This is a genomic window from Capnocytophaga haemolytica (genome assembly GCF_001553545.1).
GTDB lineage: Bacteria > Bacteroidota > Bacteroidia > Flavobacteriales > Flavobacteriaceae > Capnocytophaga > Capnocytophaga haemolytica.
Genome location: NZ_CP014227.1, coordinates 1,261,634 through 1,279,124, shown reverse-complemented (window position 1 = coordinate 1,279,124; position 17,491 = coordinate 1,261,634). Strand labels below are relative to the sequence as shown.

The window sequence follows — 17,491 nt, the reverse complement described above, 5'->3', positions numbered from 1 at the left end:
AAACAAATGAAGGTACATTTCTACAAATACCAAGGTACAGGCAATGACTTTGTGATGATTGACAATCGTAGTCTTTTTTTTCCAAAAGAAAACCAGCAGCTTATCACTTCACTATGTGATAGGCGTTTTGGCATAGGTGCTGATGGGCTTATCCTTTTGGAAAATACCTCTAATTACGACTTTCGTATGATATACTACAATTCTGATGGGAGGCAAGGAACTATGTGTGGCAATGGGGGACGCTGTGTAGTCGCTTTTGCCAAACAACTGGGAATCATTACTGAAAAAGCGTTGTTCATTGCTGTCGATGGTGAGCATAATGCACTAATTGACCCTAAAAACGAAGTACAATTGCAGATGAAGGATGTCAATACTATTGACGTGCACGAAGGTTACACTTTTCTCAATACAGGGTCGCCTCATCACATAATATTTGTAGATGATGTAGAAGCAATTGACGTGAAGACCGAAGGGGCTGCTATTCGCTATGGGGTATTGTATCGAGATAAAGGCGGCAGCAATGTTAACTTTGTTGAAAGGGTGAGCCCAACGGTGCTTAAAGTGCGTACTTATGAGCGCGGCGTAGAGGATGAGACTTATTCCTGTGGCACTGGGGTAACTGCGGCAGCCATAGCAGCTTTTCACACTAAAATAACTACTTCAAGCCCTGTAGAACTCCATACCAAAGGGGGAAACTTAAAAGTGCTTTTTGACATAGAGGATAATAGATATAAAAATGTATACCTCTGTGGAAAAGCCTCTTTCGTTTTTGAAGGAACTATCACTACATAACAAACTATGAACCATAACACTGCACTAACATCTTGCTATCTGCGTGCCTTAGAACCTGAGGATATAGATTTTCTTTATCATCTTGAAAATGAAGAAGAGCTCTGGGAGGTAAGCCAAACACAACTTCCTTTTTCAAAATACCTCCTGCTATCGTATATCCAGAATGCTACCCAAGATATTTATGAGGCTCATCAATATCGATTTGTAATTTGTGATAATGACAATCATCCTGTAGGATTAATTGATTTATACGACTTTGACCCTAAGAATAAACGCGCCTCAGTGGGAGTTGCCCTTTTAAAAGAAGCAAGAGAAAAGGGATATGCCTCTGAAGCTTTGCAATTACTGATGCAGCACAGCCAAACTTACTTAGATCTACATCAACTTGTAGCCTACATACCGAATGATAATCAGGCAAGTATAAAGCTCTTTGAGAAGACTGGTTTTGCTAAATCAGCTCTGTTAAAAGATTGGATTTACTTCAAAGGTAGCTATAAAGATGTGCTTATTTATCAATATATTTTTTAGTAATACCAGTCTTAAATATATCAGTTCAAGTGAAATAATCTATTCATTTATAGCTATATAAGAGTATTACACACTATACACATTAAATATTATTATAAAAATATTTTTCCACTTATCTAAAAATAATTACTTTTGCAGTCTGAAAATAAGATTCGTAGGATATGGTATTATCCTCAAAAACATTAGACGATGATACAAAGTATTATAGATTATTTAGAGACTATCAACCCCATATTGGCAGCGGGTTATGCCACTATCTTTACGTGGGGAGTAACGGCATTGGGGGCTGCCTTGGTGTTTTTCTTCAAGAAGGAAAATAAGTATGTGATGGACGGGATGCTCGGCTTCACGGGTGGGGTGATGTTTGCCGCGAGTATTTGGAGTCTTATCATTCCTGCCATTAGTATGTCGGGGGGTGAAGGCTTTGTGAAGGTGATGCCTACCATTGCGGGTATCTTTATGGGGGCAGGCTTCCTTTATTTGCTCGACAAGCTGCTGCCACACTTCCACGCTAATTTTAAACAAACAGAAGGTATCAAAACGCACTGGCAACGCACTACACTGCTAATCCTCGCTATTACGTTGCACAATATCCCTGAGGGATTGGCTGTGGGGGTGCTCTTCGGTGGAGTGGCAGCGGGTATTCCTGAGGCGTCTATCGCTGGGGCAGTAACCCTCGCCATTGGTATTGGCTTGCAGAACTTCCCTGAGGGGATTGCGGTCTCAATGCCTTTGCGCCGTATGGGCGTGGGCAGGTTTAAGAGTTTCTTCTATGGACAGCTATCGGCGATTGTGGAGCCTATCTTTGGGGTACTCGGTGCCTTTGCGGTACTCTTCTTCACCCCTATCCTACCCTACGCACTTGCGTTTGCCGCTGGGGCGATGCTCTACGTGGTGGTTGAGGAGGTGATCCCTGAGGCACAACAGAACGAAAATACCGACGTCTCAACCATCGGCTTCCTTGTAGGCTTTGTCATTATGATGGCGATGGACGTGGTACTTGGGTAAGAGAGCTAAGAGCAATAAATCAATTGTTAGTGTTGAAGCTAAATCATAATGTCTATACGCTATTTCCTTTTGATTACAATGTCTTTTGCTTGCAGTCTTAGAGTCTGTTCTTCAATGAGAAGCTCCCGCCAATACGTGCGGTTATCTACATCATTGTCGTCTACTATGCGGTATTCTGAGCTATTGGTAGCAGTCGGCGGCAGTGAGATAATCTCATCTATATCTTTTCGGGTGAGGTGATACTTTTCATACAACGCTATCAGAAATAATATATCCAATAAGGCTTCTTTTTGTGTTATAAGGTTAAGGTGATCTGCATTGGGTTGCCTCAATGTCTTTTCTATGTGTTGTACAATGGTCTCTATGTGGTTTTTTAGGTCTTTCATTTTAGGTGTTAGGATTTAGTGTTAAGCATCAGATATTAATACTTACTTATACAAATAAATAAAATTTTTATCTCTTTTTAGGCTTTTAGGTATAATGGAATACGTTGCTATATGTTTCTTTCTAAATTTTAGTGTGAGTTGCCTATTTGAGCAGTATATCTCCAAAAAGTCTTTAATATCAATACTATCAGAATTATGCCTTGGTTCTTTCACATAGAATTGTTTTATAATACTCCCATTATCTAATAAAATAATATAATACCAAGCTACTCCAATATCTGCTGTTGCTTCAATTACAATTACTTCTGTATTGGAGTGTTGTTTGTTTTTATAGGAATATATCTGAAATCCAGGTCCTTCATAATTAGTATCTAATGAAATATTACTTATTACCTTATTTACTTTCTTCAAGGTTAATACGTTGGTATTATTTATCACTATGTTAATATTTTCCAATGTATAAGAACTATTATCTTCCTCAAATCTACTTATCTCATTAAAATAAATTGTCTCTAAGTTGTTTTTCATAGTTTGATTTTGAGAAAAACAATTTAGAAATGCTGAGAATAGTGCAATGAAAAAGAAATTGTATTTCATAATCAATTGTATTTTAATCTGTTTGTAACTCTTTTTTCAATGAAAAACTAACATTGTATGATTTTACTTGTTTTTTAGTTGCATCGTATATCAAACCTATTACGAGAGCATTTTTACAATCCTTAAGTTCATAATGCCAGCCTCCTTCTAAATCGGAAGGTATCTCAAATGGCAGTTTCTTTAAGAAATATATCTTATCATTGTTTTTGTAGAAGAGCAATACATCTGAACTATACTCATACAATAGCTCAACCAAAAATATTATATTATTGGCTTTCTTATACATATACATATTGGTATCTATACCTGAGAAATCATCATCTATGGTATAAATCCATCTCTTTTTATGCAGTGAAAAGGAAATGTGATAAGGGTGGCTCCACTTAAATGATACGAATAAATCTTTCATAGGCTTACAAGATTGTAATTCGTGGTCACCCTCATATCTACAATTCATTGGCTGCTGCGAATAAATCTTATTCTTTACTTGTTGTGCTTTGATACTTTCTGGCAGAAAATAACAGGAAAGAATAGCAAATACTAAAATTATTTTACTGTTCATTACTCTTTATTATTTTCAATATGCTATAAACTATACTGCTCTGATCCGGCTGAGGCTTTGCGGGGTATCCGCTCTTTTCCTAATTAATGTAAATGTACAGGAATTTGATTGGCTTCCATTTCTTGTTTGAATCTTGTACATACTTCATAACTATTTGAGGCATTAGGAATAATAAAGCCTCTTTTAGTCCCATTTTTTAGAGAGATTACAATAAAGAAGCCCTTTAAGGTCTTCTCAATCTTAGCATTCTCTATTTCACTTAAAGAGATTTTAAAACCAAATAGACCTTTTACAATAAGGATGTTATCTATTATCTCAAATTTATTGACTTTGTAAATATTCCAAGTGTAATAACTTGAGATACAAATAATGATAAGAAGTGCTACAATAAACAAAATATAACTCATAGTATCATAGCTTTTAGGGCTAACGCATCTTAAATACTCATTATCTCAAATTAAGCAGTAGGGCGTAAATATCAGATTCTCAAAAAGGCTAATCTCCTGAATAGATTTTTCGCTTGCTATTTTTATACTCTCCTTCACATTCTGCGTGGAAAAGCGTAGTTTTCAAAGGTTTAAACTTCTTAAAAGGCAATGCTTTTATGGGCAACTTTGTATATTTATTTTTTACCATTGTTTCCATTGCCTCATCGTAAAGTGAATAACTATCTTTTCCTACCTCCTGCGAATGTTCTTCATCCTTATACCATTTCTCTCCCTCTATTTCAATAATTTCAAATTCTTTATAAGGGGTTATATTTCCATTCTTTGTCCTCATTACAAAGTCATTATGCAAGTAAGGATTTTCAGTAGATATGCTATTAAAAAACGTAATATCTTCTTTATTAAAGTCGCTCTCTTTATTCTTTTTGATTACATTCCCTTCAAAGTCCTCAAGTCCATTTTTCCCCACTACAAAATTGAAGAATATAGGATTTTCATCTTCTGCTGGTATATAGGCTACTAAAAAATTGTTATAATTCCCTACTGGAAATGAAAATAAATTGTTGTATTTCTTCCCTTCCGAATGCCTATTTTCGTTTAAATCTGCTAAAATAAATTCATTGGATAATGGGCTTTTAGTTTTATAAATATACTCAGACTTAAAGCAATTAGGCGATGGATTGAAAAACGCCTGCATCTGCTCCAAATCTGTTCCTATATAAACCTCATCCATTTGCATAAAATTCCCTCCAACATATTCAATTTGATAGCCTTTTTTTATTTCGGGATCCTTTCTACCCCAAACCATAAAAGGATACTCTGGGCGATAAGGTGTAAGAAACAGTAATTTCTTGCGCTTTTTTGTCTTATTCATAAGATCTGGTACTTCGGCTTCTTGTATATCCCAAGTTCCCGTGATAATGGTAGCATAGCCCATCACCAAAAAAGTTTTATCTTCTTTGATATAAAACACGCCTCCACGATAGCTATAATACCCTGTAAAGTTTGATGTCTTCATCTGTGCAAAAGATTCATTTAAAAATAAAATACTGAATACCAATAAAATATATCTCATACTTTTTAAGTTTATTGTTTGTTAGCAAGTGTTTGACTATACAAAGTAGATAAAAAAATCAAGGGCTACTTACATATTTTATAGGGCAAAGATACGGATTAATTTATAATGCACAATGGATAATGGATGATTTTAATAGGGATAAACACACACTACAAAAATGTATTACGTTGTAGTAATAAAACTATGGGGTTACAGTGTTTTTCTAAGAAGATTGATTATTGTAGTTTTATTCACTAAGAAAATAGATTTTTGTAGAGGTAGGATGTCATAAAAAGGGGTTTTCTTTGTATAAGGTTCGTGTAAGGTCCGTATAAGGTTCGTATAAGCTCCGTATATGATAGTATATATTACTGTTGTAAGTTTGTAGGATGTGCCTTGTGCATTTCTTAACATAGGATAATTGTCGGGTGGGGCGTGAGTTGTACTTTTGCCAAAAAATCATACGACAATGAATAGATATAACAGTATTATTATCGGTAGTGGTCTGGGGGGACTTACCGCAGGGGCTGTGTTGGCTCATAAGGGTTGCAAGGTGCTCGTTTTGGAGCAACACTACGTGGCGGGTGGCTGTGCTACGGCTTTTAAACGAGGCGATTACCTGATGGAAGTGGGTTTGCACGAGATCGATGGCTTGCACGAGGGGGATCCTAAGCGGGATATTCTCGAGATGCTGGGGGTTTTCGATGCGGTGGAGTTTGTGAAGGCTCCTGAGTTCTACGCGCTGCATAAGGGCGATTTTGAGTATGTGTTCCCCGATGGTTGGGAGCAGTCAAAGGGGCAGTTGCTGCGTGATTTCCCCGAGGAGCGGCAAGGTATTGAGGCGTATTATAAGCTCCTGCGGAAGGCATACCCCGAGGCATTGCGATTCCCCAAGCAAAAGTGGCTGCAAGTGCTTACTTATCCGTTGGTGCCGCTGTTGTTTCCTAACTTGGTAAGAGCCTCGAGCACTACGGTGGGTGTGTGGATGGATAAGCATATCAAGAGCAAGCAACTCAAGGCGATACTCACGGCGAATATCGGCTATTATAGCGATGACCCTTATGAGCTTTCGATGCTGCTATTTTGTGTTGCGCAGAGCTGCTATATCGTTGGGGGTGGACACTTTATTAAGGGCGGCTCGCAAAGGCTGTCGAACTACTTAGTGCAGTACATCGAAGCGCGGGGCGGGCAAGTGCTCTTGGGTAAGATGGTGGATAAGATCCTCATAGAGAAGGGTAAAGCGGTGGGGGTTGCCTATCGTGATACGTTCAACGAGGGAGCGGGGCACGAGGAGGCTTTTGCCGATGTGGTGATTGCCAATGCCGCTCAGCCAAATGTAGTGGCGATGTTGCCCGAGAAGGAAGGGGCTCAGCTGCATCAGCAGATAAAAGACCTCAAGCCTTCGTGTGGGCTACTGACGATTTACTTAGGGTTCGATACCGACCTGAAAGCGTGGGGTGTACGGCATTACTCCACCTTTATACAGGGTGAGGAGCCTCGCACACTCAAGGAGATAAAGGCGAATAATCAAGGAGATTACAGGCATCGGTCGTTTATCTTTTTGGATTACTCACAGATTGATGCGCAGTTGGCACCACAGGGCAAGAGTGTGGCGGTGATTTGCACAACGGATTACCTCAGCGAGTGGTCGGATTTGGACGCGGCGACCTACGAAGCTCGTAAAGAGGCATTGGCACAGAGCTACTTACAGCGTTTGGAGGCGGTGTATCCGCATATTTTAGAGCACTTGGAATACTACGAGGTGGGTACGGCAAAGACCATTGCGCGCTATACGCTCAATCCGCACGGGACGCCTTATGGGTATGCGCAGAGTAGGGAGCAATCGGGTCCTGCAAGGGTAAAGGCAACAGCATCACCTGTGAAAAGACTGTATTTTGCCTCAGCGTGGTCGCCTACAGGTGGCGGCTACACAGGGGCAATATTCAGCGGTTACCTGACCGCAGAAGGTATTAAAGGCGTGCCTTGGAGGAAGCTGCCGCCTTCGCATATTGAGGATACAAGGGAGGTGCGATTGCTCTCTAAGGAGATGATTGCCGAGAACACTGTAGAACTGACCTTTGAGAGGCCTAAGGACTTGCAGTATGCCGCAGGGCAATATGCGGTGGTGAAGTTGAGTACCCCTGCTTACACTGCGCTGGACTTACCTTGGCGTCCGCTGTCGATGGTTTCACACCCTGATGAGGAGGTACTGCGCTTTGCAATGCGCCTTAGCGATAGCAGCTATAAGAAGAGCGTAGCTGCGATGCAGGTGGGCGATCGGGCGACTATCTTTGCCCCTATGGGCGACTTTACCATAAAAAGTGAAGGCAGGAAGATTGCTTTTTTGGTATCGGGGATAGGCGTTACCCCTGTGCTGTCGATGCTCAAGGAGTTGGAGAAGAGGGGCTACACTGAAGAAGTGGTGGTCATCTACAGCAATAAGACCATAGGCAAGGCGGCTTACCACAAGGCGTTGCAAACTGTTCTGCTGGAGCGTTATAGGTATATCCCTGTGTTCACTGCTGAGCACAGTCGTATTGATGCCGCTTTTTTAAAGGAGCAGTTGGATGCGCTTGATAGGTATGATTATTACGCTGTGGGTGCGCGTGTCTTTACTGGTGCAATGCAGGAGTTATTGCTCACTGAGGGTGTGAAGCGGGAGGCAGTGCACAGTGATGCGTTTTAGAAGGAAAGCCTGAGGTTTGAGTCTAAGTTTTTAAGGTTGAGTTGCTAACATTATAAGCCGAAGTAATCAATATAATTACTTCGGCATTTTTGTTTTCAAAAGGAAGTTTGGCACGATTTTTTAATATATCAAAGGGAGAAAGGGTATGTAGAGACGTGATATTAGTTTTACAAGGAGGTAATAAATAGTATTTTTCTGTTAATCAATTAATAACATTTATAATCCAACTACTGACAGAAGTATGGCAAGAGTACTCTCTACACCTGACAAAATGTCAGGAAAGAGTATGGAGAGATTCGTAAGTGTTAAATTTATTTTTTTTCAGTGTAAAACTTTGCTTATATTGTAAAAATGAGTAATTTTGCCGATTGGTAATCTGTAAAATAAGTTAAACTTTAAAATAATTAGGAGTATTGAATAAGGAAATATCATCAAACCAGCTACTTACAAACATTATTGCTGGTATAGAAAAGGTAAAGGGAAGTGATATTACTATTATGGACTTGCGTGAGGTAGAGAATGCCGTATGCGAGTATTTTGTATTGTGCAATGGGCAGTCGAACACACAAGTGAGTGCTATTGCAGGTGCTGTACAAAGAGTAGTAAGTCAGGCAGAAGGACACGTAAAACCTTGGCACGTAGAGGGTGAAGCTAATGCAGAGTGGGTGCTGATAGACTATGTAGATGTAGTGGTACACATCTTCCAAACACACATACGTGAGCATTATGACCTCGAAGGGCTATGGGGCGATGCAAAGTTTATTAACTTAGAAAACAAGCAGTAATATATGGCAGAGAACAATATCAATAATAACGCTACTAATAATAGTAACAATACTAATAATAACAAGCCACGATTTTCGGCTTATTGGCTCTACGCCTTGCTGTTGGCTATTCTTTTAGGTTTTAATTTCTACTCAGGAGGGGCTCTTTGGGTACAAACTAAGGAAATCCCTCAGTCAAAGTTTGAAGAGTTCTTAAGCAATGGCGATGTCGCAAAGATTGTAATAGTTGATCGCAAAGAAGCAAAGGTATTCTTGACCCCTGATGCCCTAAAGAAAGAAGAACATAAGGATTTAAAGAACAGCAACTCTATATTTCAAGGTTCTAATTCATCAGAGATTCCGCAATACAAGTTTGAGTTGGGTGACTTGAGTAACTTCGAGCGAGATGTAAAACAGATTATTAAAGATAACAACTTAACAACTACTATTGAAAACAAGACTAACGATACTACACTTATAGATCTATTAATGTCTATACTTCCATTTGCATTCCTAATTCTTATTTGGGTTTATGTAATGCGTCGTATGGGAGGTGGCGGAATGGCTGGAGGGCTCTTTGGTATCGGTAAGTCGCGTGCAAAGATGTTCGACGAAACAAAGGTTACCAAGGTTACCTTTGCTGATGTGGCAGGCTTAGAAGGGGCTAAAGAAGAGGTGCAAGAGATTGTAGATTTCCTTAAAAACCCTGATAAATACACAGCACTGGGGGGTAAGATACCGCGCGGTGCACTTTTAGTAGGTCCTCCTGGTACGGGTAAAACGCTGCTGGCAAAGGCAGTAGCAGGCGAGGCAGAAGTGCCTTTCTTCTCGCTCTCAGGTTCTGACTTCGTGGAGATGTTTGTAGGGGTGGGTGCCTCACGTGTGCGCGACCTTTTCAAGCAGGCAAAGGAGAAATCACCGTGTATCATCTTCATCGATGAGATTGATGCTATCGGGCGTGCCCGTGGCAAAAACGTGATGACAGGGGCGAATGACGAGCGCGAGAATACGCTCAACCAGCTCCTTACCGAGATGGATGGCTTTGGCTCGCACACGAACATCATCGTGCTGGCAGCGACCAACCGCGCCGATATTCTCGACAAAGCGTTGATGCGCGCTGGGCGTTTTGACCGTCAAATATATGTGGAACTGCCGAACCTCAACGAGCGCAAGGAGATATTCAAAGTGCATTTAAAGCCTATCAAGGCTGCAGAGGAACTTGATGTGGATTTCCTCGCCAAGCAAACGCCTGGTTTCTCAGGGGCGGACATCGCCAACGTCTGCAACGAGGCGGCATTGATTGCGGCGCGTAAGGGCAAACAGGCGGTGAGCAAACAGGAATTTCTAGATGCAGTAGATAGAATTATAGGCGGTTTAGAGAAGAAGTCGAAGATCATCACTCCTGAGGAGCGCGAGGCTATTGCCTTCCACGAGGCAGGACACGCCACTGTAAGCTGGCTCTTGGAGCACGCGGCACCATTAGTGAAAGTAACGATCGTACCCCGCGGACAGTCGTTGGGGGCAGCGTGGTACCTCCCCGAAGAGCGACAGCTGGTACGTACCGACCAGATCCTCGATGAGATGTGTGCTGCCTTGGGCGGTCGTGCTGCCGAAAAAGTGATATTCAACCAAATATCCACAGGTGCCTTGAGCGACTTGGAGAAGGTTACCAAGCAGGCACGCGCTATGGTTACTATCTACGGACTTAATGATGTGATTGGTAACCTCACTTATTACGATTCGTCAGGGCAAGCGGACTACAACTTCACCAAGCCTTACAGCGAGAAGACGGCACTGCTGATTGACGAGGAAGTATCTAAGATCATTGAAGCTCAGTATCAGCGTGCAATACAGATACTCAGTGAGCACCGCGAGCAGCTGACCCAATTAGCGACCTTACTCCTTGAGCGTGAAGTGATATTCCGCGATGACCTCGTAGCCATCTTCGGCGAACGCAAGTTCAAGACTGCCGAGGAGAAGATTGCTGAGGCAGAAGAGAAGAAAAAGGCTTTGCAAACAGAGGTTGGAGATGATGAGAATGAAGCAGCGGCAACGACACTCAACCCCGATGGGAGTATCACAGTGAAAAGTTAGGAATTTAGAAATTAGAAAATTAGAAATTAGAACTCATACTCTATTAAAATAAAAAGTCCTTGAGCAGTGTGCCCAAGGACTTTTTCATTATCCATTATCCCAAATTCAGCTTTTAAGTCTCAGCTTTTAGCGTTTAGGGCTAGCGCGCTGAGCTTTCGTTCTTGTTATCAACAAGATAGTGTAATAGTTTGCTTCCTAATACTCTATTGTAAAATGATGAAGTATATCTTTCATAACCAATTAGTTAGATTGAGTGTATACTTCTACTGCGTAATTTGAGATTATACATTATTCATTATCCCTCATACCGCACACCTCAGACCTCACACCTTACCTGTATGGTACCAAATAAGGTGCTTGATAGTTAAAGCTCTGCAAGCGGAAATCGTCGTTCGTTACCCCTGTAAACTTAAAGATTTGGTTGCCACTACCTGGGATACGTGGGTAATACCCAAAGGAAAACTGTATCGCCCCGAAAGGTAGATAGTCGTTAGAGATATAAAAACCGATGGAGAGGCGGGAATACATATCTGCCTGTGGGAAGACTGTCTCCTTCTGCCCTATAAAGGCAAGGTCAGCCGATAGGAAGGGGCTAAAGCGGAAGCCTATAAACTGAAAGGGAGCGTACACCTGCGTCTGTGAGGAGAGTACCAATTTGCGCGTACCGTAGACGCGAGTGCTGCTAAAGCCCAAGATGCCATTATCACCGTTGAGATTAATACGGTCGCGGTTGTTCTCATTACGACTAAAGCCTACGACAATTTTGCTTCTGAAGAACTGACGGAAGTGCCAATCACCCAAAGTGAAGAGGTTGGAAAAGAGGGTAGCTTCAAGCCTTAATACCGTCTGTGAGAGCTGTTTATCCTTCAGGAAAGTACCCCCTTCAACATTGAGGGCGTAATAGCCCTTATCAGCATAGCGTGCGTGCGAGTAGCCTAATGCAAAGTAAGGGTTCGTACTCCTGAGCTTGTGCAGTACACCTGAGGTAAGGAAAAAAGTATGCCCTACCCCTACGTCCTCAACGTCTCCATTGCGGAAGATATAGCGGGCTTTCTTAAAATTAGTACGCTTAAGACTCAATTGGGTGAGTACTAAATCCTGATTGGCATAGTACTCTTCAGGGTCGAAGATAGCCGCTGGTTTTTCAAAGAAATAGGTGTTCTGAAAGCGCGTGGAGATGATGAAGGTGTTGATATCCTTATTGCGAGTGGTCTTTATAGGGAAGACGACACTGCCAAATATGTCGAAAGTCTTAGTGCCCAGCACAGGGGTATAGATGCTATCGCTATGGATGATACTCTGATCTTGATAGCGGTTCTCAAAATAGCCTATACGTCCCGCCCAGCGTGCCAAAGGTGAATAGAGCGGACGTTCGGCGGCAAGAGACTTGTCGTAGAAATTCTCGTAATCCGTATAGTAAGAAGTGCGCAGATTGATATAAGTGTTCTGTATATTGCGCCATACATATCCAAAACCTTTCCCATTATCAGAAAATTTGGAGAAATACTGCCGATAAGTAACATAAGCCTCGTGCCCCAAGCCAAGTAGGTTTTGCTCCGTAAGGCGTGTCCACCCGCGGCTATCGGTGAGGTCGCCATCAAAATATAAAGACCAGCTATCGAGTACATTCACCTGTATATCCACGGAGTCAGAGGCTTGCCCCACCTCCACAGGCTGCACTAAGGCGCGCCGCACATACCGCTGGTTACGCAACACACGCTCTGTTTCCTTAAGCAGGAGGGTATCCATTGGCTGGTTTTTCTTGAATAAGAGAAACTTGCGCACGGTGCCTTCACGGGTCTTCACGTGCAAAGCGTTGCCATAGCGTTCTAACTTTTTCTGGGGTTGCTTACTTAGGTCGCGCTCATCAAAGCCAAAGGGGTCAAGCGTAGTGATGGTGATTTTACGAATAATTTTACCTTGATAAGCCCCGTAATTCGGTGCCTCAGGTTTAGTTTTTTGTTGTTTTTTAACACTATCTTGGGGAGAGTCTATCTCTATGAGATTTGTAAGATCTTTGGTAGCTTTATGCCGCTCAAAACGCTCTTTAAGTTGTTCATAAAAGGCTTTGTTCTTTGCCTCGCGTTCAGGGGGTATGGGCTTAGGAATGGTATCCTTCACTTTCAGCGTGTCTTTGGTTTGGGAGAAGAGCGTACTTATCCCAAGGAAGAAAATGAGTATGAAAGTGAAGTGTTTCATTATTTGCGTTTTGAGGCAAAGAATTGTTGTATAAGGGTAGCAGCTTCAGTAGCGAGTACTCCGCTGGTAACTTCGGTTTTGGGGTGTAATTTCCCGCCCATAGCACGATATCCACGATGCACATCTTCTGCGGCGTAAACCACCCGCCCTATTTGGCTCCAGTAGAGAGCCCCCGCACACATCGCACAAGGTTCTAAGGTGATATACATTGTGCAAGGTTGGAGGTATTTTCCGCCAAGATATTCTGCAGCCATCGTGATAGCCTGCATCTCAGCATGGGCAGTAACATCGGTGAGCCGCTCAGTGAGGTTGTGCGCCCGCGCAATAATTTGTCCCCCAGTGACTACTACCGCTCCCACAGGGATCTCGCCTTCCTCAAAAGCCAGCCATGCCTCCGCAAGAGCTTGTTGCATAAAGTAAATATCCGTCATTAGCATTTAGCTTTTAGCTTTTAGCTTTTAGCTTTTAGCTTTTAGGACATAGTAAAATAGCGAGTAGTATTATCGCCAGCGATACCGCCCCTGCGACGAATACTATTCGCTACTTTCTAAAAGCCAAAAGCTATAGCTAAAAGCTGATTCTACTTACCTCCGAAAAGTCCTGATATACCACTCTTGATGTCGTCCATCACATTGCCATCTTTGTTCTTATCAAGGAAAGAGGTAAACATTTCGCTGATGTTGCCCCCTTTGCCTGAGAAAAACTGACTTACCATAGGAGTAAAGTTCTCAAAGATTTTGCTTACGCTATCAAGCGATACACCACTCTTCTCACTGATGGTCTTTACTGCATCACCGCTGGTGAGTTTGCTAATTGCACTTGCAGCATCACCTTCGCCACCAAACATCGACTTTACAGAGTCCATCACTGAGGTTACTTTATCTGATGAAATGCCTGTCTTTTCACTCAATCCACTGACGAGCTTCTGGAGGTTATCTCCTTGTAAGAAATCTAATATTCCTGCCATTTTTATAATTATTATTTAAGTAAATTTACTATTTGAGTTGCCAATTCGCTACTAATGCGATCTTGGGCTTCAAGAGTTGCCGCCCCAATGTGCGGTGTTAATGATATTTGTGGGTGCATCAACACGTGGATAGATGGCTGAGGTTCATTCTCAAAGACATCTAAGCCCGCAAAGGCTACCTTTCCGTGCTCAAAGGCGTGTAAGAGGGCTGCCTCTGAGAGTACACCACCGCGCGCTAAGTTGATAATCCCTACTCCGTCCTTCATCATATTGATTTCCTTCTCATCAATGAGGTAACTGTTTTGCATAGGGCTATGCAGTGTGATGAAATCTGATTCCATCAGCACGCGCTCTTTCTCTACAGTTTTAATGTCGAAGGATACTTTTTGTCCATCAAAGAAACTGAGGGTAATGGTTGCTTCTGCTACGCTGGGGTCATAAGGCAATACTTTCATTCCTAAGCCAATAGCGATCTGTGCTACCGCTTGCCCAATGCGCCCAAAGCCAAAAATACCGAGGGTTTTACCACGCAGTTCTACCCCATTGTTATAGTCTTTTTTGAGTTCGTTAAAGCGGGTATCACCATCTAAGGGCATATCGCGATTGGCATTGTGCAAAAATCGTACTCCTGTGAAGAGGTGTGCAAAGGTGAGTTCTGCCACTGAGAGGGCTGAAGCCGCAGGAGTGTTAATCACGTGTAATCCTTTGGCTTTGGCATAGTCTACATCGATGTTGTCCATCCCCACCCCACCACGCCCGATGAGCTTCAGCGAAGGGCAGCCATCAATGATGTCCTTACGCACCTGAGTGGCTGAGCGCACCAACAAAGCATCTATCTGATGCTTATTGATATAATCTATGAGTTGATTTTGAGCTACTTTTGTAGTGAGTACCTCAAATCCGTTTTCTTCTAATTCTTGCTTTCCTAAGTCGGAAATACCATCATTTGCAAGTATTTTCATTTTATGAGCTTTGAGTTTTGAGCTTTGAGCTTTGAGTCATTATCGCAAAACTTGCTATTACTACTAAAGTTCTATCTCAATCTCTTATTTATTATTCATTTAAGTTTATTACCGAGCTTTCCAGTTTTTGAACTTTTACACTTCAAAACAAAACAACCCTTGTAGGTCGCCTTCTCAAAGCTCAAAGCTCATACCTCAAAGCTCTAAACTACACTCTTCTCTGCACTACTTCAAAGATGCGTTCCCCATCGCATTTAAGGGTTTTCGAAGGAAACTTTAAGATGAGTGCATAGTCGTGAGTTGCCATTAGTATAGTACGCCCAGAGGCGTTGATTTCCTTGAGCACCTGCATCACCTCTACGCTTGTCTCTGGGTCAAGGTTACCGGTAGGCTCATCGGCTAAGATAAGTTCAGGGTTATTGAGCAAGGCTCGTGCTATGGCAATGCGTTGCTGTTCACCGCCTGAGAGTTCATGCGGAAATTTGAAGCCCTTATTCTGCATCTTCACCTTTGCGAGCACTTTCTCAATGCGTTGCTTTATCTTTGCCTTATCATACCAACCTGTAGCCTTGAGTACAAAAGCGAGATTATCGTACACATTGCGGTCAGAGAGCAACTTAAAGTCTTGGAATACAACGCCTATCTTACGCCTTAGCAGCGGTATATCGTCCTCTGTGAGCTTTTTCAAGTCAAAGCCCACTACCTTTCCCTCCCCTTTGGTCAGGGGTAGGTCGCCATAGAGCAACTTGATGAGGCTACTCTTGCCTGAGCCTGTCTTACCTATAAGGTAGATGAGTTCCCCTTTGCCAATAGTGAGGTTCACATCCGAGAGGATCAGGTTACTGCGCTGATATACCGATACTTTTTCTAAGTGTAATACTACGTTGTCCATTCGTTCTGCTACTTGTTGATGAGTTGTCTCAAGGCTCCCATCTCCTTGTATTTCTTGCGTGCTTCCTCAGCTGGGTAGCCGAAGTAGGTCTGCCCACCCTCTAAGGACTTTGAGATGCCACTCTGTGCCAATATCACAGCCTTTGTGCCAATGGTGATGCCGCTGGTCATACCCACTTGTCCCCATATCGTTACCTCGTCCTCAATCACTACGCAACCTGCTATGCCTGTCTGCGAGGCAATGAGGCATTTCTTGCCTATCACGGTGTCGTGCCCTACGTGCACTTGGTTGTCAATCTTAGTGCCCCGCCCGATGGTGGTATCTCCTGTTACACCACGGTCGATAGTGCAGAGAGCTCCGAGGTCTACCTCATCTTCTATCACTACACGACCGCCCGATTTGAGTTTGTCAAAGCCTTCAGGTCGCTTTTTGTAATAGAAAGCATCTGCACCGAGCACCGTTCCCGCGTGGATAGTTACATTGTTGCCAATCAAACAATTATCCCCAATAGTAACATTGGCGTGTATCAGGCACCCCTCACCAATCACCACATTATTGCCGATGAACACCCCAGGTTGCACTACACTGCTCTCGCCGATCTTCGCTGTAGGGGCTATCATTGCCGTCGCCCGCTCAAAAGGTCGGAAGAAGTCAGTGAGCTTGTTAAAGTCGCGAAAAGGGTCATCAGAGATGAGCAGTGCCTTACCCTCAGGGCAATCCACTTCCTTGTTAATCAACACTACGGTTGCCCGCGATTGCAAAGCCTTGTCATAATACTTAGGGTGATCAACAAAGACGATATCTCCTTCACACACCACGTGTATCTCATTCATTCCCAATACAGGGAAGTCATCAGCACCGACGTAGCGCGCCCCAATGATAGTCGCGATTTGTTGTAAGGTATAAGGTGTGGGAAACTGCATATCACTTAGTGGCGTTAGTCCTTCATACGTTCAACGTAAGTACCCTTCTCTGTCTCAATCTTGATGCGATCACCCTCATTGATGAAGAGCGGTACATTCACAGTAGCTCCAGTCTCTACAGTGGCAGGCTTAGTAGCGTTAGTCGCTGTGTTGCCCTTTACCCCTGGCTCTACGTGTGTAACAGTGAGGATTACATTAGCAGGCATTTCCACTGACAGAGGCGTCTCATCCTCAGCATTGAAGATAATCATCACATTCTCACCTTCCTTGAGTAGCTCAGGATAGTCGAGCATATCCTTGCGCACGTGCACCTGATTGTAGTCCTCGTTGTTCATAAATACGAAGTCTTCACCTTCCTCATAGAGGTATTGGTAAGAGCGTGTCTCTACGCGAATATCCTCAATTTTATGCCCTGCTGAGAAGGTATTGTCAAGGATCTTCCCTGTAGTTACACTCTTAAGTTTTGTACGTACGAAAGCAGGTCCTTTGCCAGGCTTTACGTGGAGGAACTCCACAATCTTGTAAATATCGTGATTGAAGCGTATGCACAATCCTTTCTTAATGTCTGCTGTTGTTGCCATTTATTTTAATCTATAAATTAATTTAGTAATTAGGATAGAAAATAGAA

Annotated in this window: 18 protein-coding genes; 6 read left to right on the top strand and 12 right to left on the bottom strand. The window is 42.6% G+C overall.

All coding sequences use genetic code 11. The features are described 5' to 3' along the window. The first annotated feature begins 6 nt into the window (after positions 1-6). From dapF to AXF12_RS05585, 3 genes are all read left to right on the top strand, one after another. Positions 7-792, top strand: a complete 786-nt coding sequence (gene dapF / locus AXF12_RS05595) for a diaminopimelate epimerase (protein ID WP_066429069.1) — start codon at positions 7-9, stop codon at positions 790-792. Positions 793-798: 6 nt separating this feature from the next. Next, positions 799-1,320, top strand: coding sequence for a GNAT family N-acetyltransferase (locus AXF12_RS05590; RefSeq protein ID WP_066429067.1), 522 nt, complete (start codon positions 799-801; stop codon positions 1,318-1,320). A gap of 189 nt (positions 1,321-1,509) precedes the next feature. Then, complete coding sequence (locus AXF12_RS05585; protein WP_066429066.1) at positions 1,510-2,328, top strand: ZIP family metal transporter; 819 nt, start codon at positions 1,510-1,512, stop codon at positions 2,326-2,328. Positions 2,329-2,387: 59 nt separating this feature from the next. On the opposite strand, the gene AXF12_RS05580 is transcribed toward AXF12_RS05585, so the two are convergent. The 5 genes from AXF12_RS05580 to AXF12_RS05560 all read right to left on the bottom strand — a co-directional run bounded on the left by AXF12_RS05580 (position 2,388) and on the right by AXF12_RS05560 (position 5,394). After that, positions 2,388-2,714 carry a hypothetical protein gene (locus AXF12_RS05580; RefSeq protein ID WP_066429064.1) on the bottom strand — a complete coding sequence of 109 codons (327 nt, stop codon included), beginning with the start codon at positions 2,712-2,714 and terminating at the stop codon, positions 2,388-2,390. A 42-nt stretch (positions 2,715-2,756) separates the two neighbouring features. Then, positions 2,757-3,311: a hypothetical protein gene (locus AXF12_RS05575; RefSeq protein WP_143325067.1), complete on the bottom strand. Its 555-nt coding sequence runs from the start codon at positions 3,309-3,311 to the stop codon at positions 2,757-2,759. Positions 3,312-3,324: 13 nt separating this feature from the next. Further along, the gene (locus AXF12_RS05570; RefSeq protein ID WP_066429060.1) at positions 3,325-3,873 is read right to left on the bottom strand and encodes a hypothetical protein; all 549 of its coding nucleotides are present in this window, start codon (positions 3,871-3,873) and stop codon (positions 3,325-3,327) included. An 83-nt stretch (positions 3,874-3,956) separates the two neighbouring features. Further along, complete coding sequence (locus AXF12_RS05565; protein WP_066429059.1) at positions 3,957-4,280, bottom strand: hypothetical protein; 324 nt, start codon at positions 4,278-4,280, stop codon at positions 3,957-3,959. 88 nt (positions 4,281-4,368) lie between these two features. Beyond that, positions 4,369-5,394 (bottom strand): hypothetical protein, encoded by a 1,026-nt coding sequence (locus AXF12_RS05560; protein ID WP_143325066.1) that lies wholly within the window; start codon positions 5,392-5,394, stop codon positions 4,369-4,371. A 451-nt stretch (positions 5,395-5,845) separates the two neighbouring features. On the opposite strand from AXF12_RS05560, the gene AXF12_RS05555 reads away from it, so the two are divergent. The 3 genes from AXF12_RS05555 to ftsH all read left to right on the top strand — a co-directional run bounded on the left by AXF12_RS05555 (position 5,846) and on the right by ftsH (position 10,920). Continuing rightward, the gene (locus AXF12_RS05555) at positions 5,846-8,062 is read left to right on the top strand and encodes an FAD-dependent oxidoreductase (protein WP_066429055.1); all 2,217 of its coding nucleotides are present in this window, start codon (positions 5,846-5,848) and stop codon (positions 8,060-8,062) included. 413 nt (positions 8,063-8,475) lie between these two features. Then, entirely contained in the window at positions 8,476-8,847 is a 372-nt protein-coding gene (gene rsfS, locus AXF12_RS05550) for a ribosome silencing factor (RefSeq protein WP_066429053.1), read from the top strand. Between the two features lie 3 nt (positions 8,848-8,850). After that, entirely contained in the window at positions 8,851-10,920 is a 2,070-nt protein-coding gene (ftsH, locus tag AXF12_RS05545; RefSeq protein WP_066429051.1) for an ATP-dependent zinc metalloprotease FtsH, read from the top strand. A 330-nt stretch (positions 10,921-11,250) separates the two neighbouring features. On the opposite strand, the gene AXF12_RS05540 is transcribed toward ftsH, so the two are convergent. The 7 genes from AXF12_RS05540 to efp form a co-directional block, all read right to left on the bottom strand. Further along, complete coding sequence (locus AXF12_RS05540; protein ID WP_066429049.1) at positions 11,251-13,122, bottom strand: BamA/TamA family outer membrane protein; 1,872 nt, start codon at positions 13,120-13,122, stop codon at positions 11,251-11,253. Further along, the gene (locus AXF12_RS05535; RefSeq protein ID WP_066429048.1) at positions 13,119-13,556 is read right to left on the bottom strand and encodes a nucleoside deaminase; all 438 of its coding nucleotides are present in this window, start codon (positions 13,554-13,556) and stop codon (positions 13,119-13,121) included. Before AXF12_RS05535 ends, AXF12_RS05540 begins: the two co-directional genes overlap by 4 nt. A gap of 143 nt (positions 13,557-13,699) precedes the next feature. After that, on the bottom strand, positions 13,700-14,086 hold the full coding sequence (locus AXF12_RS05530) for a DUF937 domain-containing protein (RefSeq protein ID WP_066429047.1): 387 nt from the start codon (positions 14,084-14,086) through the stop codon (positions 13,700-13,702). Between the two features lie 11 nt (positions 14,087-14,097). Continuing rightward, positions 14,098-15,048, bottom strand: a complete 951-nt coding sequence (locus tag AXF12_RS05525; protein ID WP_066429046.1) for a D-2-hydroxyacid dehydrogenase — start codon at positions 15,046-15,048, stop codon at positions 14,098-14,100. Positions 15,049-15,256: 208 nt separating this feature from the next. Further along, positions 15,257-15,940: a cell division ATP-binding protein FtsE gene (locus tag AXF12_RS05520; protein WP_066429045.1), complete on the bottom strand. Its 684-nt coding sequence runs from the start codon at positions 15,938-15,940 to the stop codon at positions 15,257-15,259. Between the two features lie 8 nt (positions 15,941-15,948). Next, positions 15,949-16,863, bottom strand: coding sequence for a UDP-3-O-(3-hydroxymyristoyl)glucosamine N-acyltransferase (locus AXF12_RS05515; RefSeq protein ID WP_066429043.1), 915 nt, complete (start codon positions 16,861-16,863; stop codon positions 15,949-15,951). Positions 16,864-16,877: 14 nt separating this feature from the next. Beyond that, complete coding sequence (gene efp / locus AXF12_RS05510) at positions 16,878-17,444, bottom strand: elongation factor P (RefSeq protein WP_066429041.1); 567 nt, start codon at positions 17,442-17,444, stop codon at positions 16,878-16,880. Positions 17,445-17,491: the final 47 nt, after the last annotated feature.

Bases quoted from the DNA above. Each gene is read 5' to 3' on its own strand.
- dapF (WP_066429069.1), top strand. From the start codon at position 7: ATGAAGGTACATTTCTACAAATACCAAGGTACAGGCAATGACTTTGTG.
- AXF12_RS05590 (WP_066429067.1), top strand. From the start codon at position 799: ATGAACCATAACACTGCACTAACATCTTGCTATCTGCGTGCCTTAGAA.
- AXF12_RS05585 (WP_066429066.1), top strand. From the start codon at position 1,510: ATGATACAAAGTATTATAGATTATTTAGAGACTATCAACCCCATATTG.
- AXF12_RS05580 (WP_066429064.1), bottom strand. From the start codon at position 2,714: ATGAAAGACCTAAAAAACCACATAGAGACCATTGTACAACACATAGAA.
- AXF12_RS05575 (WP_143325067.1), bottom strand. From the start codon at position 3,311: ATGAAATACAATTTCTTTTTCATTGCACTATTCTCAGCATTTCTAAAT.
- AXF12_RS05570 (WP_066429060.1), bottom strand. From the start codon at position 3,873: ATGAACAGTAAAATAATTTTAGTATTTGCTATTCTTTCCTGTTATTTT.
- AXF12_RS05565 (WP_066429059.1), bottom strand. From the start codon at position 4,280: ATGAGTTATATTTTGTTTATTGTAGCACTTCTTATCATTATTTGTATC.
- AXF12_RS05560 (WP_143325066.1), bottom strand. From the start codon at position 5,394: ATGAGATATATTTTATTGGTATTCAGTATTTTATTTTTAAATGAATCT.
- AXF12_RS05555 (WP_066429055.1), top strand. From the start codon at position 5,846: ATGAATAGATATAACAGTATTATTATCGGTAGTGGTCTGGGGGGACTT.
- ftsH (WP_066429051.1), top strand. From the start codon at position 8,851: ATGGCAGAGAACAATATCAATAATAACGCTACTAATAATAGTAACAAT.
- AXF12_RS05535 (WP_066429048.1), bottom strand. From the start codon at position 13,556: ATGCTAATGACGGATATTTACTTTATGCAACAAGCTCTTGCGGAGGCA.
- AXF12_RS05530 (WP_066429047.1), bottom strand. From the start codon at position 14,086: ATGGCAGGAATATTAGATTTCTTACAAGGAGATAACCTCCAGAAGCTC.
- AXF12_RS05525 (WP_066429046.1), bottom strand. From the start codon at position 15,048: ATGAAAATACTTGCAAATGATGGTATTTCCGACTTAGGAAAGCAAGAA.
- AXF12_RS05520 (WP_066429045.1), bottom strand. From the start codon at position 15,940: ATGGACAACGTAGTATTACACTTAGAAAAAGTATCGGTATATCAGCGC.
- AXF12_RS05515 (WP_066429043.1), bottom strand. From the start codon at position 16,863: ATGCAGTTTCCCACACCTTATACCTTACAACAAATCGCGACTATCATT.
- efp (WP_066429041.1), bottom strand. From the start codon at position 17,444: ATGGCAACAACAGCAGACATTAAGAAAGGATTGTGCATACGCTTCAAT.